Origin of the sequence: Gemmobacter aquarius, assembly GCF_003060865.1 — a bacterium.
GTDB classification, from domain to species: Bacteria; Pseudomonadota; Alphaproteobacteria; order Rhodobacterales; family Rhodobacteraceae; genus Paragemmobacter; species Paragemmobacter aquarius.
Window position 1 is genome coordinate 2963053 of sequence record NZ_CP028918.1, and the last position, 20565, is coordinate 2983617.

Below are 20565 nucleotides of genomic sequence, written 5' to 3' on the forward strand. Positions count from 1 at the left end.
CATTATGGCCGGGGATCACTCCCTTTGGCTTGATCGGGGACCGGCCACCACGCGATGCGCGGGGGCCGGTGGGGTCATCGGTTGGTGCGATTGCGGAAGGCTGCGGGCGGTTGCGGGTTGATCGTCTGGATCGCAAGGTTTGCGTCCATCGCATCCCCCGCCCGCGCAGAAACCGAGTCGCGCCGATTCATGTAATCGGCACAACCCGACAGCGCCGCAGCCAGCAGGCAAAGCAGGACGAGCCGCTTACTTCTTGGTGATGAGCGCATCGTCGAACTCCAGATTGATCATATGGCCGTAGGGACCGATGACGCCTTCGCCCGAGCGGAAGCCGTTGATGGTCTTGCGGTCGACTTCGAGCATGCCCAAGAGGAACATCTCGACATCGTTGGAGGACGCGGTGTTCTCGAGCGGCGAGCGCAGCGGCTGGTTCGGCGAGGCGGGGTCGACCAGATGCGGCGTGACGAGGATCACGAGATCGGTTTCGCGCTTCTGGAAGCCGGTCGAACGGAACAGCGCGCCAAGCACCGGAAGCTGGCCGAGCCACGGGGTCTGCGAGATGTCGCGTTCGTTGCTGACCTGCAAAAGGCCCGCGATTGCGAAGCTTTGGCCATCGAGCAGCGACACGGTGGTATCGGCGCGGCGGGTGGAAAAGCCGGGCTGGTCGTTGGTGCCGCTAAGCGTTTCGTCGATGTCGGACACTTCGGGCTGCACCCTCAGCGAGATCATGCCGCCGTCAAGCACCTTGGGCAGGAAGCTGAGCTTGACGCCCACGTCGCGGAACACGGTGGTCGGCGTGCTGCTGGTGTTGTCGGCGTTGGGCTGGTTGATGGTGATCGGCACCTGACCGCCGACAAGGAAATTGGCCTCGATCCCGTTCGAAGTCACGAGTTGCGGGTTGGCCAGACGGCGGGCAAGGCCCTTTTCTTCCAGCGCGTTGATGACGACATCGACCTGATTGCCAGCCAGACGCAGCACGCCGCTGATGCGGGTGCCGACATCAGCGACATCCGCGCCAAGGAAATCGCCGCCCGCAAGCTGCACGCCGAGCGACCGGCCCGCGTCACGGTTCACTTCGAGGATGCGGACATCGAGTTGCACCTGCTGCGGGTCGACCACGCGGATCGAGTTCACCACCGGCACATCGGCTGCGGTATATTGCTGGGCAATGTCGACGATGCGTTGCAGATCCAGCCCGTCGCGCACGTCGCCCGACAGGCGGATGCGGTTGTTGACGTTGGACACCTCGACATTGGCGCTGGGAACGGCGCGGTCGATGGCATCCTGCAATTCGCCGAAATCGACGCGGACCTGAACGATGACCGACCCGATCAGCTTTTTGCTGGCGTCATAAAGCGCCACGTTGGTGGCCCCCGGCGCGTTGCCCTGGATATAGACCGAACGGTCGGTCAGCGGAAACACATCGGCCACGCCGGGATTGCCCACGACAAGGTCGGTATAGGGTTTGTCGACCTCGACCGTCATGGTGAAACCGGGGGTGACGACGATCGGATCGACCATCGTGCCCAAGGTGACAAAGCGCGATTGCTGGGCATGCACGGCGTTCGGCACTGCCGCCGACATCACCGATGCGGCTGCGAGGGCGAGGGTAAGCCCGCGCAAACCCGCGGCTGTAAATCGCCGCTTTATGTCCTGTATGTGTTTCATGCTGTAACCCAATTTCCTGTCCACCCACCCCTTTGGCCGGGGCTTTATGATTTTCCGGCGTGCTACTGGTCGAGGAACATCAGCACGCGGTATTCGGCACGTTGTCCGCCCCTAATCACGCCGACATTGGCGAAATCGGGAAGGGCGGCGGACGGCTCGGCGGCTGCTACGGCCACCGTTTCAGCCACCGTTTCCGCCGGAGCGGCCACGACTGCGGCTTTCGCGGCATCGGCGCGCAGGGCCTGCAATTCGGTTTCCAGCTTGGCGACACGGGCCAGTGCCTCGGCGCTGGTCTGGTCTTGGGCTGCGCGGGCTGCGGCAAGTTCGGCCTGAGCGCGGACAAGTTCCTGATCGCGCTTCGAACTGTCGGCCGAGTTCAGGTCGACCACGGTGACGCGATCGGTCTTTTGCATCTCTCCCGCGCCGAGGTTTCGCAGGGCAAGCGACAGCGTGCCGATGTTGGCGGCGAGCGTCAGTTTCTGCGCTTCGTCGGTCGATACCTCGAAGGTCACGGTCCGCACGACCGAGGGCTGGTCGGCGCGGTCATCGGCGGTCTGGTCGATGGCAACGACGCGCACGCCTTGCAGCAGCACGTCGACGAAGGGGCCGGTGCCATCGTTGCGGGTCAGCATCACGTCGACGCGGTCGCCCGGAAGCACGAAGCCCGCGACGCCGAGCACATCGTTGACCGAGATCGACACGGCGCGCATGCCGGGAGTGATCGCGGTCGACAGCTTGGCGCGCTGGCCGGGGGTGGTGATCTTGCCGGGCAGGATCATTTCGCCCGCTTCCATCGTGGCAAGCACGTAACGGGCGTTTTCGTCGGTGTCGCCGACAAGGTCTTCGATTTTGGTAAAGGCACCTGCGGGCAGGCGGTCGCTGGCCCATTCGAGCAATTCGACACGGTCGGCGGTGATGCGGTCGCCAAAGCCGAGGCCGCCCTTGGCGACCACGATATAGTTTTTGGTGGCATCCGCCTGCTTGGCCGAGAGTTCGATTTCGGCGCGTTCCGCCTGCATCCAGCCCCGCACACCGAAGACCGCCAGTACGGCAAGACCCAGTGCAACGGCAAAACTTATGACGGTCGAAGCCCGCATTTCGATTTTTCCTGCCCTATTTCGTCACGGTCCGATCCAGAAGAATTTACCAGAGCACCGTCACGAGCCGAAGGGGTTAATTAAGGTTTATTAAATGTGCGACTCGCAGGACACGCTGGTCTTTGGAGTATGCGAATGGCTTAATGGCTTGACCGACAGCACCTTTGGGTGCTGCCGGTCTGTGCGATGATCGTGGAACGATCAGGGCTTGTAGGTGATGTTTGCGCTGGTGAAGAAGGTGCCCCAGCTGTTCCATGCACCAGCAAGTCCGCCGCTGAAGGCGAGCACGGCAGCGATCACGCCGCCGATGAGCAGGCCAAGAAGCACGAGGTATTCGGTCAGTGCGAGGCCGTCTTCGTCGCGCACGAAGCGGTTTTTCAGGTATTCAATCGTTGCAAGCATTGTTCTGTTCTCCAAGGTTCAATCGATTTTTATGGCGCCCAGCCCCCACCAAGCGCCGCCTCACTTCATTCAGCCCACCGTCTAACTTTTGCCGCACTTGTTATGATCTTTAGATGCCGCACCGACGGGGCGCTGGTCAAGCAAACGTTAACAATTGTTAACTATTTGAATGTTTAACCGCGCCATCAGGTGGCAATGTTGCCCTCTGGCCATGCAATACTGCCGCAAGACTTACTGAAAAGACGAAAGTTTGTCTGGAACTACCCCAATGGCTGTGTGGTTTTGCCGAACCGATTCGCGGCAAGGCGAGGCGGGCGCGGACGCCCCGCCTGCCTTGATTTCGCCATCATCAGCTAGCGGACCAGCACGATGTCATCGCGGATGAAGTTCCGGATGCTGCCGTTGCTGCGCTCGCTCAGGTCGACGATCTCGATGTCGAGCGTGTCCGATCCGGTATCGAGCGCGCCGGTCACGGGGTTTACCAGAAACACCTTTGCATAGGCGTCGACAGTCAGGGGCGCGTTTCCGTTGGTGCTGCCGTCGCAATCGACGATGGCGATCAGCATGGTGCGGCGGTCCTCCCAACTGGTATCGGTCTTTTTGGTGATGCAGCTGGGAAGTCCGGTTTCATTGCCCGCCGAGGCGGTACTTACGAGGCCCATCTTTTGTTCATACATATAGATGTCATAGCGCGACGGCTGCTTGCCCGCGTAGCTGGTGACATTGGCCTCGATCAGGGGGGTGGTGGGATAGAGGGTCGGCCAATAGGCGGGGAAGATGTAAGACGGCGCGTTCTTCTTGCTGTTCGGAATGGTGACGGCTTGGGTCAGGTTCCATGTGCCCGAATTGCGGACCGCATCTATCGCCGGGCCGCGATTGTCGGAAAAGCGCGGGAATTGGGTGAAATCCTGGCGACCCTTGAACGATCCCGTCAGTTCGCATTGACCGACGGGCCAGCCCTTGCGGACATTCTTTGCGGCGGGAAAGGCGGTGTTTGCCGCGAAGGAGGTCGGCCCGCCTTTCGAGGTGATGTCGAAGCGGACGTTGAAGCCGTCCCATGCCGAGGCGACCGCGCCGGTTTTAGGGATCACCTGATCGGTCAGTTCGATGCATTGCGGATAGGGTTCGCCCGCAAGACCGCGCGAGACGGCATCGGTCGATCTGCCGATGGTGTCGAGATAGCCGATATTGCCGGACACCAGCGACCCAGACGGGTTGGTTTGCAGCTTGAACATTTGGCCATGCAGGTCTCCGGCGGCAAAGGCCGTCAGCAGGCGATCCTTGGCCGAGGGGTTCTTTTGGCCGCTGAACGGGCTGCACATGAACATCGGCGTCAGATCGCAGGTCGAGCGGGATTGCGTTGCGACCGCGGTCGCGCCGATCAGCAGTTCGGACCGCTTGCGCGTGGCCGGGCTGAAGAAAAAGCTGGCCAGATTGTTGCTGCGGGCGAAGACATGGACGAAACGCGCTTCGAAATCGGATTTGGCCACATTGTCGGTCAGATATTTGCCGCCGATCACATCGTCATCGCTGAGGGGGATCGTTTTCAGGAAGGTCACCTGAAACGGGGCCGTGCTGTCCACGGTATAGGGCAGCGTGACCGCCCCCGCGTTCGGGGGCAGGCCAAGGAAACTGACGCTGTTCGACGCGGCCCCCGACAGTTTGGCCATAGCCGTCTTGGCGCGGGCGCGGCTGGCCGGCTGGCCGTCCAACTCGGCCGCTCCGGCGAGGGCGAGCGCATCGGCTGCGGCCTGCAGGTCTTGCTGCGCGTTATGGGCGCGACCGACATCTATCACCAGAAGGCTGACGCCCATGAACACAGGCAAAAAGATCAGCGTCAGAAGGAAGGCGTAGCCGGTTTCAGAGCGGAGAAAGTGCTTCATCAATCAAGACCCGTGCATTCAAGCGGCCTGACCGGCCCGGACAGATGAAGCCGCTATCCGCAGCGGGGGCGGGCCCCTGCTGTGGATAGTCTGACCGCCAAAACGGCGGAACGCCCCCATCTAATTAATAAGTATTAATACTTTTGACGATTCTGTAAAGAACGCAGCCAACCGCAGGGTGTGGCCGAGCCTACAGGCTTAACCGCCACAGGGTCGCGGCGATGGCGGAAAAGGCCATGGGCACGCCGTAGGGGATGCCGCGCCCGCGTCCGATGGTGGCCAGACGGGTGGCAAGCCCTCCCTGCCCCAGCCGTCCTGCGGCGCCCAGTTTTGCCAAGCCCAGAAACAGCAGCGAAAACGGCAAAAGGCAAAGTGCGAAGGTCGCGATGCCCTGCCAGCCGATCAGGATGCCCAATGGAAAGAACAGCTTGGCATCCCCCGCCCCCATCGACCGGAGCAGCCAGAACAGCACGCCAAGCGCAAAGAGGATGACACCGGGAAGCAGGTTTGCCCAACCGTAGGGCGTGACACCCGGAACGACCAGCACCGCGACGGTGCCGATCAGCACCAGCACATCGCGATTTGCAATCCTCAGGGTCTGGAAGTCGATCCATGCGATGCGCGCCAGAAGTGCCATGGCGATACCGGAGACGGCAAGATCCACGATCCCCGGCATGCCCGCGTCAGATCCCTTGCAGGTCGCCCGCCGAACGCTTGGGATAGTTCACCGAATTCCGCAACATTTGCAGGTTGTTGGCCGTGATCGGGTTTGCCGGGTCCATTTCGTAGGCGATCAGGAAGTGCTTGCGCGCGCCCTTGAGATCACCGCGCAGCAAAAGCGAATAGCCGTAGTTGTTGTGAAATTCGATCCGGTTGCCGATCATCGGCTGCAAGGTGCGATAGGCGGCGTCGGCCTGATCGAAGCGGCGCAGCATGTCGGCCGAAGCGGCATAGCCCAGCAGCGCCTGCGGGTCCTTTGGCTGGACATCGAGCGCTTTTTTGAAGGCGGTGAAGGATTTGCCGTAATTGCCTTCGGCAAACTGCGTCTTGCCCGAGACGATGTATTGGTCGTCGGGGTAATAGGCGACGTTGGAGGTATCGGCCACCGAAGCCGCACCGTCCGAAGTGCTGGACAGGTTGCCCAACGAGTTTTCGGTGCAAGCGGCAAGTCCGAGAAAGACGCTGCAAAGAAGGATCGCACGCATGACTTTACCCCAAAGAGATTGAAACAATCATATTAACAATAATTAAGTCCGTAAATGCGCCCGACGCGGCGGCGGCGCGCTTGTGGCAAAATCGACACGAAACCCCCATACATTTGACAGGACCGTCCCGCTGCCAAGGCGTGCCTGGTGACTCTGCGCGCAACTTTCGCACTTGCAGCATGGCGGGCGCGCAATTTCTGTGCAAAGCCCCCCGAAACCCGTAGCAGTTTATCGCCTGTCGCATCACAGGCTGTTGAAGCCCGCTTGCAGTCCGCTTGCTGTCGCATCTATATCCCGCCCTGAGTCGCGCCCGCGTCGTTGCGCCGGAAACCCTTGGGTTATAGAGCTTATGTCTGGAAATATGCCGATGAACGACCCCGTTTCGCGTCGTGCGCTGCTGGCCATGGCGGCGGCGCTCGCGCCGGCTGCGGCGCTTGGCTGGCCGCGGGCTGCGGGCGCACAGGACACCGCCGCACCGGCACAGGCGGCCCCTGCTGCGCCGCAGAAATTCTCGTTTGACGTCCTGAGCGACGAGATGCGGCTGCTGGCAACCAAGCCGCATGTCACCGCCCCCGCGCCCGAAGGGTTTCTGGGCGACCTGAACTACGATGATTACCGCCTGATCCGCTTTCGCGACGATCGTGCGCGCTGGGCCGAAAGCGACGGCCGGTTCCAGCTGGCCGCGTTCCATATGGGCTGGCTGTTCCCCGAGCCCGTCCGCATCTTCGAGGTGACGGGCGAGAGCGCGACCGAGATGCAATTCTCGACCGACGATTTCGAATATCTCAACGACCTTGCCAAGCGCGTGCCCGAACATGCCAAGCTGCCCGGCGTGGCGGGGTTCCGGCTGAACACGCCCCTGAACCGGCCCGACAAATGGGACGAGCTGACCGCCTTTGTCGGGGCGAGCTATTTCCGCGCGCTGGGGCGCAATTCGGCTTACGGGCTTTCGGCGCGGGGGCTTGCGCTGAACACCGCAACCGACAGGGCCGAGGAATTCCCCCGCTTCTCGCGCTTTTACATGCAGCGCGGGGCGGGTGATACGATCACCGTCTATGCCACGCTGGAAGGGCAAAGCGTCACGGGGGCCTACCGCTTTATCATCACGCCGGGAACCGAGACTGTGATGGAGATCACCTGTCGTCTGTTCTTCCGTCAGGACGTGGCCGAGCTGGGGGTTGCGCCCTTGACCTCGATGTTCCTGTTTTCGGAAAAGAACCGCGCCCGCTTCGACGATTACCGCCCCAACGTGCATGACAGCGACGGGTTGCGGATCGAGCGTTCGGATGGCGATGTGATCTGGCGGCCGCTGAACAACCCGACGCAGTTGACGGGGTCGTATTTCGCCGAAACCGCGCCGCGCCGCTTTGGCCTGCACCAGCGCGACAGGGCCTTTGACAGCTATCAGGACACCGGCGCGCGGTATGAACGCCGCCCGTCGCTGGATGTCGAGCCGATGGGGGATTGGGGCGTCGGGCATGTGCGTCTGGTGGAAATTCCGTCCGACCTCGAAGGTAATGACAACATCGTCGCCTATTGGGTGCCCGAAGCGCCGGTCAAGGCGGGGGATGCCCGCGAATTCGCCTATCGGCTGTATTGGGGCGACCTGCCCGACGATCCGACCGCGCCCTTGGCCATCGTGCACGAAACCCGCGCCGGACATGGCGGGATTTCCGGTGTCGAGGTGCAGCAGGGCACGCGCAAGTTCGTGGTCGATTTCAAGGGCGGCATGCTCGCCGAGCTGGAAGCCGACGCGGCGGTCGAGCCGGTCGTCACCATCGCGAACGGTGAATTGACAGGCACGACGCTGGAAAAAATCGCAGATACGGATATTTGGCGGCTCGTGATCGACATTTCCGCGGCGGATGCTGCCGTTGTGGAACTGGGTGGCCATATAGCTGGCTACGGGCGCAAGCTCACCGAAACCTGGCTTTATCAATGGATCAATGCGAAATGACCGACCTGTCACAACAGGAACAGTTCGATCTTGACCGGCTGGCCGAGGATCTGGGCCGCCTGCCCGAGGCACCGCTTGCCATGCCGGTGCAGGCGGTTGAATCGCCGCTGACGTCGGGGCTGCTGGCCCTGTTCCGCCTTCGTCCCGCGCCTGCCCACAAGGCCGGGCATTAAGCCATGACCCCCGCAGCCCCCTTGCAAGGCCGGGTGATCCTCACCCGGACAGTCGCTTTGGGGGCGAGCATTTCGGCGGCTTACGGCGGGTTTCTGCTGTTCTTGCAATTCGGCGCGGCAGACGGGCTGGACAGTTTCGACATCCTGCGGTCAGCGCTGATCTTCGCGTCAACCTTCTGGCTGGCTTGGGGGGCGGTGACGGCGCTGGCGGGGCTGACGACGCGGCCGCCGTTCGTGCCACGGCAAAGCGGGCCGATCACGGCGCGGACGGCCATTCTGGTGCCGGTCTATAACGAAGACCCTGTGGCGACATTCGCGCGGATCGCGGCGATGGAAGCGTCGCTTCGCGCCACGGGCTTTGCCCACCTGTTCCATTTCGCCATCCTGTCGGACACCCGCGATGATGCGGTCGCGGCGCGCGAACGCATGTGGTTCCTGCGGCTGATCACCGACACCGATGGCGAGGGGCGGATCTTTTACCGCCGCCGCGACAAGAACAAAGGGCGCAAGGCCGGCAATATCGAGGATTTCATCAAGCGGTCGGGGGCGGCCTATGATTACGGCATCATCCTGGACGCCGACAGCCTGATGGAAGGCGAAACCATGGTCGAGATGGTGCGCCGGATGGAGGCAGCACCGGGCTTGGGCCTGTTGCAAACGCTGCCCGTCATAATCAAGGCGCGGTCGCGGTTCGGGCGGACGATGCAGTTCGCGGGGGCGTTCTATTCACCGATCTTCGCGCGGGGCCTTGCGATGATGCAAGGGCGGACGGGGCCGTTCTGGGGGCATAACGCCATCGTGCGGCTGCGGGCCTTCGCCGAAAGCTGCGCCTTGCCGGAATTGTCGGGCAAGCCGCCCTTTGGCGGGCATATCCTGAGCCATGACTATGTGGAAGCCGCGCTTCTGGCGCGGGCGGGCTGGGTGGTGCGGGTCGATGACGACCTGACCGGCAGCTACGAGGAAGGCCCCGAAAACATCATCGACCACGCCAAGCGCGACCGGCGCTGGTGTCAGGGCAACTTGCAACATTCGCGGCTGCTCTTGGCTCCGGGGTTGAAGCCCTGGAGCCGTTTCGTGTTTCTGCAAGGCATCCTTGCCTATATCGCGCCGGTGTTCTGGCTGGCCTTTCTTGCCGCCTCCATCGCGGCCCCGCTGTTCACACCGCCGATCGATTATTTCCCGATCGAAAGCTGGCCCTTTCCGGTGCTGCCCGTAAGCCAGGTGTCAAAGGCGCTGGGGCTGGCCATCGGGGTGGTGGGGCTGCTGTTCCTGCCCAAGGTTCTGATCGTGATCGACGCAGGTCTGCGCGGGCGGGCGCGGGGCTTTGGCGGGACGATGCGGGCGATAGCGTCGACCCTGACCGAACTTTTGTTCTCGTCGATCACCGCGCCCTTGTTCCTGATGTTCCAGACGCGGTCGGTGATGCAGGTTCTGCGCGGGGCCGATGGCGGTTGGCCCGCCCAGACGCGGGGCGACGGGACGCTGGGCTTTGGCGATGCCTGGGCCGCTTCGCACTGGATCGTGACGACGGGAGTGGTGGTGCTGGGGGCGGCGCAATGGTTCGCGCCTGCGCTGGTCTTGTGGCTGCTGCCGGTTGCGCTGCCGATGGTGCTGGCACCCGTGCTGATCGCGTGGTCGTCGCATCCAAGCCGGACGGACCTGTTCCTGACGCCGATGGAAAGCGCGCCCACGCAGGTGATGGGCCTGCAAGCCGCCGTGATGGAGCGGTGGCAGATGGTCGCGGCCCCCCTGCCCGAGGCCGTGGCGGAGGTGCCGCGACCCGCCCGCGCCTGACGGCGGAGCTTTGCCGAGCGGTCCGTCACAAAACGGTTTCACTTGCAGCGGACGCGGGCTAAGGGCATGACGCGCCGGATTTGCCGGACCGCAGCGCGCGGGCGCGGCGCACCGGTGAGCCATGAACGACCAGACTGCAACGATCATTCCCCCCGTCAGGGTCAAGGCGCCGCGCGACCCGCGGCTCGACGTGTTTCGCGGGCTGTGTCTGGTGATGATCTTCATCAACCATGTGCCCGGGAATGCGTTCGAGAATTACACCTCGCGCAATTTCGGGTTCTCGGATGCGGCCGAAGGCTTCGTGCTGATGTCGGGGATCGCGGCGGGGCTGGCCTATTCGCTGGATTTCAAGGCACCGATGCGGCTTTGGTCGGGTTTTGGCCGGGTGTGGAAGCGGGTCTGGACGCTTTACATGGTGCATATCCTGACCACGATGGCGGCGATTGCGGCGGCATCGGCGGTGGCGGTGTTTCTGGGCAATGCCGAGGTGCTGTTCCTGAACCAGATGAAATACCTGTTCATCGATCCCTTACGCACCTTTGTCGGGCTGACGATCCTGACGCACCAGTTCGGCTATGTGAACATCCTGCCGCTTTATCTGGTGCTGCTGGCCGTTGCGCCCTTGCTGCTGATGGCGGCGTGGAGGAAGCCGCTTTGGCTTATGGCGGGGTCGGTCATGCTTTGGGCGGTGGCCGGGCAGTGGCATCTGGGGATGCCGAACTATCCCACGCCCGGCAACTGGTTCTTCAACCCGCTGACGTGGCAGCTGATCTTTGTCACCGGCCTTTTGACCGGCGTGGCAATGAAGGACGGGCGGCGCTTCGTGCCGGTGCGGCTTTGGTTGCAGGTGCTGACCGGCGGGTTCGTGCTGTTCGCGGCGGTCGCAACGCAGGTTCAGCCGGTTTCGGAAGCGATGGGGCACGCGTTGTGGATGTTGCAGGACGCGCTTGGCTTTCCGTGGTTTCTGACCGCCTTCGAGAAAAGCTATGTCACCGCGCCCCGCCTGTTGCACATTCTGGCGCTGGCCTATTTCCTGTCGAGCTTTCCGGCCGTGCGCCGTGCCTGCGGCAGCGTGTTCGGCAAGCCGTTCGAGCTGCTCGGCCGTCAGGCGTTGCCAGTCTTTGCGCTGGGATCGGTGCTGTGCATCGGGTTTCAGGGCGTCAAGCATGCACTGGGTGACAGCGTGGCGCTGGATGCGGGGCTGTTGGCCGTAGGGCTGGCGGCGCAGTTCGCGCTGGCCGCCGCCCGGCAGTATTGGCCGAAATCGCCTAGCTGAACAGCAAGGGATCAGGACCGGTGCGTTCGCCTGCGTCGAGCGCCGCAATCGCCGCCATCTCGGCTTCGGTCAGCGCAAAATCCCAGAGCGACAGGTTTTCGGCCAGCCCTTCCGCGCGGGTCGAGCGCGGGATGACCGAACAGCCAAGCTGCACATGCCAGCGCAGGATGACCTGGGCGGGGCTTTTGCCGGTGCGGGCGGCTGCGGTCTGAACCGCGGGGGCGGTAAAGGTCTTGCCCTGCCCCAGCGGGGTCCAGCTTTGCGTCAGGATGCCAAGCTTGGCGTGCAGCGCGCGCAGGTCGGCTTGCGTCAGGCGCGGGTGCAGTTCGATCTGGTTCAGCACGGGCGTGACGCCGGTTTCGCCGATGATGCGTTCGAGATGCGGGGCCATGAAGTTCGACACGCCGATGGACCGCACCAGCCCTTCGTCGCGCAGGGCAATAAGGGCTTTCCAGGTTTCGACGTAGCGGTCATGGTCGGGGCAAGGCCAATGGATCAGCAGACAGTCGAGATAGCCGCAGCCGATGCGTTGCAGGCTTTCATGCGCCGCGCGACGGGCGGCATCATAGCCGTGGTGGTCGTTCCAGACCTTGGTCGTCACGAAAATCTCGTCGCGCGGGATGTCGGTGGTTCGCAAGCCTTCGCCCAGACCGGATTCGTTGCCATAGATCGCAGCGCCGTCGATCAGGCGGTATCCGGCGGCGAGCCCTTCGCGCACCACGCGGGCGGTGTGGTCTTGCGGAACTTGCCACAGGCCGAAGCCCGGTTGCGGGATGCTGTGGCCATCGTTCAGCGGCAGGTGCTGGTGCATCGCGGTCTCCTTTTCATTCGGGGGTTTATCGTCCGCTTACCACGGCAAGGTCCAGAGCCTGCGTCGCAGCAACCGGCGCAGGCGGCGCACCTGTTCGCGGCCATTGCCCCAGACGGGGCGACCATCGACCAGCGTCACGGGTGCAATGCCAAGGCGGGTGCGGCCGCGCAGATCCTCGGCCACCCCCGGTTCGCCCAGATCGCGCCACAGATGGGCATGCCCGTTGGTCCGCATCCATTCGGTGATGGTGCGGGCATTGGCGCAATCGGCGCGGGAATAAAGCTCGATCCGTGGCATGACCCTCTCTTTCGCGGGAACAACCGCACGGCGGGGGGTCTGTTCCCTAGGCCAAAGACCGCCGAAGGGTGCGCCCTGCCGCCCCCCGTTGCGCGGGCCGGATGAACAGTCGCGTCTTACCTGTGTTATGCGGGTTTGTTAAAAAAGGTTGACAAGATGACGACCGTAGAAAGGACTGTCTTTCGGTGGCTCGCATTCCGCCAGCCCCGGCAAGACTGTTGAAGTGCCCCTGGAAAAGAAGTTCACCGAATTTTTCCGCAACGCTGTCGACATGCTTTGCATTGCCGACCTCGAAGGTCGGCTGATCGCTGCCAGCCCGTCTTGGGAAACCACGCTGGGCTGGACAGCGGAAGAGATTTGCGCCCGCCCCTATCTCGACTTCGTGCATCCCGACGATGTGGCCGAGACGATCTCGGCGGCGGATGTGCTGTTGCAGGGAAAACCGCTGCGGAACTTTGTGAACCGCTACTGCGCCAAGGACGGGTCGTGGCACTATCTGGAATGGAGTGCTTCGCTCAACACCGAAGACCGGCTGATCTATGCGACGATCCGCGATGTGACGATGCAGCGCCGCGCCGCCGTGCACCACGCGCAGATCGAGGAGGTTTCGGGTGTCGGGAGTTGGGAGATCGAGGCGTCGAGCGGCAAGATATATTGGTCGCCCGAAACTTACCGCATCCATGAATTGCCCCCCGACAGCGATGTGTCGCTGCCTGACGCATTGGCCCATTTCCCGCACAAGACCCGCCAAGAGGTCGCACGCAGGGTCGCGGCGCTGATGTCGGAAGGCACGCCCTATGATCTGGAACTGGCCTTCGTCACAGCAAAGGGGCGGCAACGCTGGGTTCGCAGCACCGCACGCGTCGAATGGCGGGGCGGGCATATCGCCCGCGCTTTCGGCACGTTGCAGGACATCACCGAGCGCAAGGAGCTGGAGCAATCGCTCGAGCAAGAGCGCAACCGCCTGCGCTCGACGCTGGCCGCCATTCCGGACCTGATCTTCGAGGTCGATTACGCCGGCCGCCTGACCGGCTATCACGTGCCCGAGGGCGCGCCGCCGATGGCACCGCCGGACATGCTGCTTGACCACCTGATGCTTGACGTTTTGTCGCCCGAAGTGGCGGCGATCGCCGAAGAGGCGATGCGCGAGGTCGACGAAAACGGCGTGTCGCGCGGCAAACGCTACCGCATGGCCGGAGCGGCGCCGCGCTGGTTCGAGCTGTCGGTCTCGGCCCGTCTCGCCGACAAGGCCGACGAACCGCCCGGTTATCTGTTCATCACGCGCGACGTGACCGAAAGCGTCCATGCCGAGGCGGTGCTGCACTACCGCGAAACCCTGCTGCAGGCGTTGTTCGACCTGTCCCCCGTGGGGATCGTGCTGAACGATCTGGAGACGGGGGCCTTTGTCGATGCCAACAGCGCCTTTCTGGCGCAGATCGGCTATGCGCGCGACGAACTGGCGGGACTGACCTATCTTGACGTGGCCCCGCCCGAAGCGGTTGCGGTGGATGCCCGACAGGTCGCCATCTTGCGGGCGACGGGGCGGTGCGGGCCATTCGAGAAATACTTTCTACGCAAGGATGGCACGCAGTTTCCCGCAGTGGCCAACGGCGTGCTGATCGCCGATGCGACGGGGCGCCAATTGATCTGGAGCCTTGTCGAGGACATCACCGACCGCAAGGAGCGCGAGAACCGGCTCGAGGCCGCAGAGCGTGCCGCCGTGGCTGCCCGCGAACAGCTTGTCACCGCGGTCGAGACGCTGCCGGACGGGTTCGTCCTTTACGACCGCGAGGACCGGCTGGTGATCGCCAATGACCGCTACAAGGAAATCTATGCCGAAAGCGCCCCCGCGATGGTGCAGGGCACGCCGTTCCGCGACATCCTGCGCTACGGGCTGGACAATGGCCAATACGCCGATGCGGTCGGGCGCGAGGAGGAATGGCTGGAAGAGAGGATGCAAAAGCATCTGAATCCCGGCCCGATGATCGAGCAGCGCCTGGGCAGCGGGCGGGTGCTGCGTATCTTTGAACGCAAGACGCCGGACGGGGGCAGCGTCGGTCTGCGCGTCGATGTGACCGAGTTGCACGATGCCCGCAAACGCGCCGAAGAGGCGAGCCGCGCCAAATCGCTGTTTCTGGCCAATATGAGCCACGAAATCCGCACGCCGCTGAACGGTATTCTGGGCATGGCCGATATCCTTGCCTCCGAACTGACCGATCCGGACCAGACCCAGACGGCCCGCACGATCCGCGAATCGGGCGAGACGTTGCTGACGATCCTGAACGATGTGCTCGACATGTCGAAGATCGAGGCGGGCAAGCTCGACCTTGAACGCAAGGTCTTTGCCCCCGCCGAAGTGGTCCGCAAGGTCGAGGCGCTGCACCGCCTGCGCGCGCGTGACAAGGGGCTGACCTTTCACGTCGATCTTGGGCAGCATCTGCCGCAGCGGCTTGGCGATCCGCATCGGGTGGCGCAGATCCTGCACAACCTGCTGAGCAATGCAGTGAAATTCACCGCGACCGGCAGCGTGGTAATGCGGTTGCGCGGCGGGTCGCGGGGGCCTTTGGTCATCGAGGTGGAAGACACCGGCATCGGCATGACACCCGAAGAGATCGGGCGCGTCTACGAGGATTTCGAGCAGGCCGATCCCAGCGTGACGCGGCGCTATGGCGGCACGGGGTTGGGCATGTCGATCCTGCGACGGCTGACCGCGATGATGGGCGGCAGCATCGACATTTCCAGCACCCCGGCCCAAGGCACGCTGGTGCGGGTGACGCTGCCCTTGCCCGCGATCAAGGCCGCCCCCTTTGAGGCGGCGACCGAGGCGGTCGAGCCTGAAACCGATCTGGCGGGCTTGCGTGCGCTGGTGGCCGATGACAACCCGATCAACCTGCGGATCATGGATGCGTTCCTGAAGCGGCTCGGGGTCGATACCGTGCTGGTCGAGAACGGTCGCGCCGCGGTCGAGGCATGGGCACCGGGGCGGTTCGACCTGATCTGTCTGGATATCGCCATGCCCGAACTCGACGGTGTGTCGGCCTTGCGCGAAATCCATCGGCTGGCGGCGGAACAGGGCGGCGATGTGCCGCCCGCGCTTGCCGTGACGGCCAACGCGATGGCGCATCAGGTGGCCGAATACCTGCAAGCCGGTTTCGCCGCGCATCTGGCCAAGCCCGTGCGCCGCACCGAACTGGCGCAACTGGTCGCCACGCTGAGCGGGCGGGCGGCGATGGCACCCTGAGGGCGGGCTGGCTTGGCAAAATGCCGCGCCCCCGCTTGGGTTGGCTTGCGTTGATTTCCCGCAGCATCGCGCCATTTCCGCCGAACCCGAGCCTGCAGGAAGACCTTGAACCATGACCCACCCGATCGATCCGACCCGCGCCGCAGGGCTGGCTGCGATGCAGGCTTTCGTGCCGCGCATGGGCGGGCGCTATGCCAGCGGGCGGAACTATGACAACGGGCGCGGCAAGCATACCGCCGTGTCGCAACTGTCGCCCTATATCCGCCGCAGGCTGTTGACCGAAGCCGAGGTCGCCCAAGCGGCGCTTGACGCGCATGGCGCCGAAGCAGCCGAGAAGTTCCTGCAAGAGGTGCTGTGGCGCGGCTATTTCAAGGGCTGGCTCGAGCATCGCCCGCAGGTCTGGGGGGCTTACCAGAGCGGGCTTTTGGCCGATCTGGCCGCACTCGACCGCGACCGCGCCCTGCGGCGCGAGGTGGCAAAGGCCGAGGGCGGGCAGACGGGGCTGGAGTGTTTTGACGCATGGGCCGAAGAGCTGGTCGAGACCGGCTATCTGCACAATCACGCCCGCATGTGGTTCGCCTCGATCTGGATTTTCACCTTTGGCCTGCCGTGGCGGCTGGGCGCGGATTTCTTTTACCGTCATCTGCTCGATGGCGATGCGGCGTCGAATACGCTGGGCTGGCGCTGGGTGGCGGGGCTGCATACGCGGGGCAAGGCCTATCAGGCGCAGGCGTGGAACATCGCCAGTTTCACCAACGGGCGCTTCACGCCGCGTGACGCCGACCTTGCTTTGGTGACGGCGGGGCTGGAGGCGACCGAACCCGACGGCTTGCCGCCCTTGTTGCCCTTGCGCGGATTTACCCTGCCGCAAGCGGGCGTTCCCACGGCGCTGTTGCTGACGGATGAGGATTGCCGGATCGAAGAGTTCGACCTTGGCGCGCTGGATATCCGCGCGGCGGCGATGCTGGCCACGGGCCATCTTCGGTCGCCCCTGCCGGTGGTACAGATGGTTCTGGACTTTGAAGCGGGCGCATTGGCCGATTGCGCGGGCCGTGCGGGTGTGGCTATGACGCCGATGCGGGCGGGCAACGCAAGCGATCTTGCCCGCTGGGCGGCAAAGGCGGGGGCGGTGCAGATCGTCACCCCCTATGCCACGCGCGGCCCGCTGCACGACTGGCTGACCGAGGCTGCGCCTGCGCTGGAAGCAATGGGGATCACGCTGGCCGAATGGCGCAGGGAATGGGACGGCGACATCTGGCCCCATGCGAAGGCGGGGTTCTTCAAGGTCAAGGCGCAGATGCCGCGCCTGCTGGGCGCGATGCAGGCGTAAGACCCATACTTCGGGACCGGAGCGACCCATACCGCGCCTGCCGGAAGGTGGGGACCGGCAGGCGGTCACGGCCTGTTCCACCCCATCGGACGCCTTTGGCCTGACAAAGGGGGCAGCGCAGCCCCCCGCCATACCACCGGCCCCCTGTGCCAGCGGATTGGACGGCTGGGGCGAGCGGACTGCCCTTGCTACAACCAAGAGATGAAGCGGGCAGGGACTGCGCGCTTTGCCATCCCTGCGCGCAAGCCACGGAAAACCCCCATCGGGGGACCGATCTCGGCATGCCGAACGCCAAAGGACAGATGCCATGACGCTGAACCCGCAAATCTCGCTTTTCACGATCAACCAGACCCAGCCGACCGACGGCTGGCTTTTGTCGGATTGGGCTGCGGGCCAGACCTCGATCATGAACTGGGAAGACCAGAACGTGACCAAGACCGCGACAGGCGAAGTGCAGTTGAAACTGGGGGCCGCCCCTTCGGGGTCGTCGCGCCCGTACAACGGGGCGGAATTCCAGTCGAGCGAGGTCGCCACGACAGGCGCGTTCAGCTGGACGGCGCAGGCCCCCAAGATGGTGGATGGTGCCGTATTCGGCATGTTCAGCTACAAGGCCGACTGGCAGAACCAGCCCTGGGTCGAGTTCGATTTCGAATTCGTGGGCAAGGACACGACCAAGGTCCAGTTGAACATCCACATGGAGGACGCAAACGGCAGGCATATCTCGCTCGATCAGGCCAAGGGCGGGTCGATCATCGTCGATCTGGGGTTCGACGGGGCGCAGGGGATGCATACCTATGACGTGACCGTCGCGAACAATTCCGCGACCTTCCGGGTCGATGGCCGCGTGGTCGGGGTTTACGGGGCCGCCGACATGCCGGGCGGTGTGTGGCAGATCGGTCCGCAGAAAAGCTATGTCGATCTGTGGTGCGCGTCGGGTCTGGACAGCTGGACGGGCAAGTGGGCCTATGACGGCACGCCGCTGGTGGCGAGGGTGCAAGGTGCCGATGTGCGGCCGGGCGATCTGACGGGGCTTGCGACCACAGTCGCGCCTGCGCCTACTCCCACGCCTGTTTCGCCTACGCCCGTCGAACCCGCCCCCTCGTCGCTGAACGGCGATACGGGCAACAACGCCCTGACCGGCACGTCGGGCAATGACAGCATGGCAGGGAATGGCGGCAACGACACGCTAGCCGGAGCGGCGGGGCATGACAGCCTGTTTGGCGGTGACGGCAACGACATGCTGCGGCTCGATGCGGGCAACGACCTGCTCGACGGGGGCAACGGGTCGGATTGGCTGGATGCGGCGGGAACGGTGGCGGTGCGGGTCGACCTTGGGCTGACCACCGCGCAGGCGACAGGCTACGGCACCGACACGCTGCGCAACATCGAGCATTTCTCGGGCGGGTCGGGCAATGACGTGGCTTTGGGCAACGACGGCGGGAACCAGATGAACGGCAATCTCGGCAACGACCAGCTTTCGGGTCTGGGCGGCAACGACACGCTGACCGGCGGCGCGGGCGACGATGTGCTGACCGGCGGCGTGGGCAACGATCAGGTGTTCGGTGGAGACGGGTCCGACCGCATGTCGCTGGGCGGGGGCGACGACCTGATCGACGGCGGCGCAGGGTCGGACTGGGCGACGGTAACGAACGCCATTGCCATCACGGTCAATCTGGGCGTGACCACGGCGCAGAACACCGGTTCCGGCTACGACACGATCCGCAACGTCGAGAATGTCACCGGAAACGCGGCAAACGACCGTTTGACCGGCAATTCCGTGGCCAACATCCTGCAAGGGATGGGCGGAAACGACACGCTTTCAGGCGCAAGCGGGGCCGATACGCTGGAAGGCGGCAGCGGAACGGATGCGCTTTACGGCGGGGCCGATGCCGACCGCGATGTCTTCGTGTTCAAGAGCGCGTCCGAAAGCACGGCGGGTTCGGCACATGACACGGTGTTCAGTTTTGTGGCGGGGGTCGACGATTTCGACCTGCGCGGCATCGATGCGAATACCGCCCAAGCGGGCGATCAGGCCTTTGCCTTTACCGGCAGCACAGCCTCGGCTTACGGCGTCTGGGCGGTGGCGAGCGGGTCCGACATGCTGCTGCGGGCCGATGTGAACGGCGACAAGGTTGCCGATTTCGAGGTTCTCGTGGTCAATGCCCATACAGTAAACGCAGGTGATTTCCTGCTTTGACGGCAGAACCATCGGGGCGGCTATTGGCGTTTCCGCCCCGATGTCGCGCGACCCGTGGTTTCGGGCCGCGCCTTTTCAGTGCTGGCTTACGCCTCGGCGGATTGCAGGGTCGGGTAATCGGTATAGCCCTTGGCCCCGCCGCCGTAGAACGTGGCCTGATCGGGCGTGTTCAAGGGCGCATCGGCCTTCAGACGCTCGACCAGATCGGGGTTTGCGATGAAGGGGCGGCCAAAGGCGACCATATCGGCGCGGCCCTGTTCGACCGCCTCGATCGCCAGATCGCGGGTGTAGCCGTTGTTGGCGATATAGACACCGCGGAATTTGGCCCGCAGCGCCGCGATATCCTGCCCCTCGGCCAAATCACGCGACCCGCCGGTCTCGCCTTCGACCATGTGCAGATAGGCAAGCCCCGCCGCGTCGATGATTTCCACCGCGCGGGTGAAGGTCGCCACCGGATCACTGTCGGACACGCCATTCGCACCCGAAAACGGGCTGAGGCGGATGCCGACATGGCCTGCATCCCATGCGCCCACGACCGCGTCGATCACCTCGGACAGGAAGCGGGTGCGGTTCTCAAGGCTGCCGCCATAGGCATCGGTGCGGGTGTTCGAACCATCGCGCAGGAACTGGTCGATCAGGTAGCCATTGGCCGCATGGATCTCGACGCCGTCAAAACCGGCCTCGCGGGCGTTACGGGTGGCTGCGGCATATTCGGCGGCGATGCGTGGCATCTCGTCGAGGCCGAGGGCGCGGGGCATCGAGGTGGGCAGGAAATTCTCGCCGTCGAAGGTGCGGGTTTCGGCGGCAATGGCCGAAGGCGCGACGGGCGGCTGCCCGTCCGGCTGCAACACGGTATGGGACACACGGCCCACGTGCCATAGCTGGATTACGATCTTGCCGCCCTTGGCATGGACCGCATCGGTCACGGCTTTCCAGCCTGCGACCTGTTCGGGACTGTAGATGCCCGGCGTCCAGGCATAACCCTTGCCCTCGGGCGAGATTTGCGAGGCTTCGGTGATGAGCAGGCCCGCCGTGGCGCGTTGGGCATAGTATTCGACATGCAGGGCGTGGGGGGTATCGTCTTCATGCCGCGCGCGGTTGCGTGTCAGCGGTGCCATGACGACACGGTTGGCAAGGTCGATCGCGCCGACGCGGAGGGGGGTGAAAAGTTTGGCAGTCGTCATGAAACACAGTCCTATCTGGGGTCGGCCCGCAATTGGTGGCAGGGCCTGCC

Annotated in this window: 17 protein-coding genes; 7 read left to right on the plus strand and 10 right to left on the minus strand. The window is 64.0% G+C overall.

Annotated features, from left to right (window positions below; translation table 11 throughout):
- Positions 1–74 precede the first annotated feature (74 nt).
- The 7 genes from HYN69_RS20660 to HYN69_RS14315 form a co-directional block, all read right to left on the minus strand.
- The gene (locus HYN69_RS20660; RefSeq protein ID WP_159082488.1) at positions 75–269 is read right to left on the minus strand and encodes a hypothetical protein; all 195 of its coding nucleotides are present in this window, start codon (positions 267–269) and stop codon (positions 75–77) included.
- Complete coding sequence (locus HYN69_RS14290) at positions 247–1668, minus strand: type II and III secretion system protein family protein (protein WP_108436329.1); 1422 nt, start codon at positions 1666–1668, stop codon at positions 247–249. Before HYN69_RS14290 ends, HYN69_RS20660 begins: the two co-directional genes overlap by 23 nt.
- Before the next feature lie 62 nt (positions 1669–1730).
- Positions 1731–2765, minus strand: coding sequence for a Flp pilus assembly protein CpaB (cpaB, locus tag HYN69_RS14295; protein ID WP_108436330.1), 1035 nt, complete (start codon positions 2763–2765; stop codon positions 1731–1733).
- Positions 2766–2966: 201 nt separating this feature from the next.
- On the minus strand, positions 2967–3167 hold the full coding sequence (locus tag HYN69_RS14300) for a hypothetical protein (protein WP_108436331.1): 201 nt from the start codon (positions 3165–3167) through the stop codon (positions 2967–2969).
- A gap of 353 nt (positions 3168–3520) precedes the next feature.
- Positions 3521–5050, minus strand: coding sequence for a pilus assembly protein TadG-related protein (locus HYN69_RS14305; protein WP_108436332.1), 1530 nt, complete (start codon positions 5048–5050; stop codon positions 3521–3523).
- A 190-nt stretch (positions 5051–5240) separates the two neighbouring features.
- Complete coding sequence (locus HYN69_RS14310; RefSeq protein ID WP_108436333.1) at positions 5241–5726, minus strand: prepilin peptidase; 486 nt, start codon at positions 5724–5726, stop codon at positions 5241–5243.
- 7 nt (positions 5727–5733) lie between these two features.
- Complete coding sequence (locus HYN69_RS14315; protein WP_108436334.1) at positions 5734–6255, minus strand: tetratricopeptide repeat protein; 522 nt, start codon at positions 6253–6255, stop codon at positions 5734–5736.
- A 361-nt stretch (positions 6256–6616) separates the two neighbouring features.
- Here HYN69_RS14315 and HYN69_RS14320 point away from each other — a divergent pair, with 361 nt between their 5' ends.
- From HYN69_RS14320 to HYN69_RS14330, 4 genes are all read left to right on the plus strand, one after another.
- Positions 6617–8212, plus strand: a complete 1596-nt coding sequence (locus tag HYN69_RS14320; protein ID WP_407925258.1) for a glucan biosynthesis protein — start codon at positions 6617–6619, stop codon at positions 8210–8212.
- On the plus strand, positions 8209–8385 hold the full coding sequence (locus tag HYN69_RS20665) for a hypothetical protein (protein ID WP_159082489.1): 177 nt from the start codon (positions 8209–8211) through the stop codon (positions 8383–8385). The genes HYN69_RS14320 and HYN69_RS20665 overlap by 4 nt, the downstream gene beginning before the upstream one ends.
- A 3-nt stretch (positions 8386–8388) precedes the next feature.
- The gene (gene mdoH / locus HYN69_RS14325; RefSeq protein ID WP_108436336.1) at positions 8389–10179 is read left to right on the plus strand and encodes a glucans biosynthesis glucosyltransferase MdoH; all 1791 of its coding nucleotides are present in this window, start codon (positions 8389–8391) and stop codon (positions 10177–10179) included.
- A 121-nt stretch (positions 10180–10300) separates the two neighbouring features.
- Entirely contained in the window at positions 10301–11455 is a 1155-nt protein-coding gene (locus tag HYN69_RS14330) for an OpgC family protein (protein ID WP_108436337.1), read from the plus strand.
- Here HYN69_RS14330 and HYN69_RS14335 read toward each other — a convergent pair.
- Entirely contained in the window at positions 11448–12266 is an 819-nt protein-coding gene (locus HYN69_RS14335; RefSeq protein WP_108436338.1) for an aldo/keto reductase, read from the minus strand. The two genes, HYN69_RS14330 and HYN69_RS14335, sit on opposite strands and share 8 nt — an antisense overlap.
- Before the next feature lie 36 nt (positions 12267–12302).
- Positions 12303–12563 carry a hypothetical protein gene (locus HYN69_RS14340; protein ID WP_108436339.1) on the minus strand — a complete coding sequence of 87 codons (261 nt, stop codon included), beginning with the start codon at positions 12561–12563 and terminating at the stop codon, positions 12303–12305.
- A 223-nt stretch (positions 12564–12786) separates the two neighbouring features.
- Between HYN69_RS14340 and HYN69_RS14345 the strand changes: the two genes are divergently transcribed.
- The 3 genes from HYN69_RS14345 to HYN69_RS14355 all read left to right on the plus strand — a co-directional run bounded on the left by HYN69_RS14345 (position 12787) and on the right by HYN69_RS14355 (position 19331).
- Positions 12787–15804: a PAS domain-containing hybrid sensor histidine kinase/response regulator gene (locus HYN69_RS14345; RefSeq protein WP_108436340.1), complete on the plus strand. Its 3018-nt coding sequence runs from the start codon at positions 12787–12789 to the stop codon at positions 15802–15804.
- A 112-nt stretch (positions 15805–15916) separates the two neighbouring features.
- Positions 15917–17134, plus strand: a complete 1218-nt coding sequence (locus HYN69_RS14350; protein ID WP_108436341.1) for an FAD-binding domain-containing protein — start codon at positions 15917–15919, stop codon at positions 17132–17134.
- A 307-nt stretch (positions 17135–17441) separates the two neighbouring features.
- Positions 17442–19331 carry a family 16 glycosylhydrolase gene (locus HYN69_RS14355; RefSeq protein WP_108436342.1) on the plus strand — a complete coding sequence of 630 codons (1890 nt, stop codon included), beginning with the start codon at positions 17442–17444 and terminating at the stop codon, positions 19329–19331.
- Between the two features lie 86 nt (positions 19332–19417).
- Here the strand turns inward: HYN69_RS14355 and HYN69_RS14360 are convergent, their stop codons facing one another.
- Entirely contained in the window at positions 19418–20515 is a 1098-nt protein-coding gene (locus HYN69_RS14360) for an alkene reductase (protein WP_108436343.1), read from the minus strand.
- Positions 20516–20565: the final 50 nt, after the last annotated feature.

What these genes read in the sequence shown, in the direction of transcription:
- HYN69_RS14305 (WP_108436332.1), bottom strand. Translation starts at nt 5,050, where the DNA reads ATGAAGCACTTTCTCCGCTCTGAAACCGGCTACGCCTTCCTTCTGACG.
- HYN69_RS20660 (WP_159082488.1), bottom strand. Translation starts at nt 269, where the DNA reads ATGCGCTCATCACCAAGAAGTAAGCGGCTCGTCCTGCTTTGCCTGCTG.
- HYN69_RS14360 (WP_108436343.1), bottom strand. Translation starts at nt 20,515, where the DNA reads ATGACGACTGCCAAACTTTTCACCCCCCTCCGCGTCGGCGCGATCGAC.
- HYN69_RS14350 (WP_108436341.1), top strand. Translation starts at nt 15,917, where the DNA reads ATGACCCACCCGATCGATCCGACCCGCGCCGCAGGGCTGGCTGCGATG.
- HYN69_RS14330 (WP_108436337.1), top strand. Translation starts at nt 10,301, where the DNA reads ATGAACGACCAGACTGCAACGATCATTCCCCCCGTCAGGGTCAAGGCG.
- HYN69_RS14320 (WP_407925258.1), top strand. Translation starts at nt 6,617, where the DNA reads ATGCCGATGAACGACCCCGTTTCGCGTCGTGCGCTGCTGGCCATGGCG.
- HYN69_RS14290 (WP_108436329.1), bottom strand. Translation starts at nt 1,668, where the DNA reads ATGAAACACATACAGGACATAAAGCGGCGATTTACAGCCGCGGGTTTG.
- HYN69_RS14300 (WP_108436331.1), bottom strand. Translation starts at nt 3,167, where the DNA reads ATGCTTGCAACGATTGAATACCTGAAAAACCGCTTCGTGCGCGACGAA.
- HYN69_RS14355 (WP_108436342.1), top strand. Translation starts at nt 17,442, where the DNA reads ATGACGCTGAACCCGCAAATCTCGCTTTTCACGATCAACCAGACCCAG.
- HYN69_RS14335 (WP_108436338.1), bottom strand. Translation starts at nt 12,266, where the DNA reads ATGCACCAGCACCTGCCGCTGAACGATGGCCACAGCATCCCGCAACCG.
- HYN69_RS14310 (WP_108436333.1), bottom strand. Translation starts at nt 5,726, where the DNA reads ATGCCGGGGATCGTGGATCTTGCCGTCTCCGGTATCGCCATGGCACTT.
- cpaB (WP_108436330.1), bottom strand. Translation starts at nt 2,765, where the DNA reads ATGCGGGCTTCGACCGTCATAAGTTTTGCCGTTGCACTGGGTCTTGCC.
- HYN69_RS20665 (WP_159082489.1), top strand. Translation starts at nt 8,209, where the DNA reads ATGACCGACCTGTCACAACAGGAACAGTTCGATCTTGACCGGCTGGCC.
- HYN69_RS14340 (WP_108436339.1), bottom strand. Translation starts at nt 12,563, where the DNA reads ATGCCACGGATCGAGCTTTATTCCCGCGCCGATTGCGCCAATGCCCGC.
- mdoH (WP_108436336.1), top strand. Translation starts at nt 8,389, where the DNA reads ATGACCCCCGCAGCCCCCTTGCAAGGCCGGGTGATCCTCACCCGGACA.
- HYN69_RS14315 (WP_108436334.1), bottom strand. Translation starts at nt 6,255, where the DNA reads ATGCGTGCGATCCTTCTTTGCAGCGTCTTTCTCGGACTTGCCGCTTGC.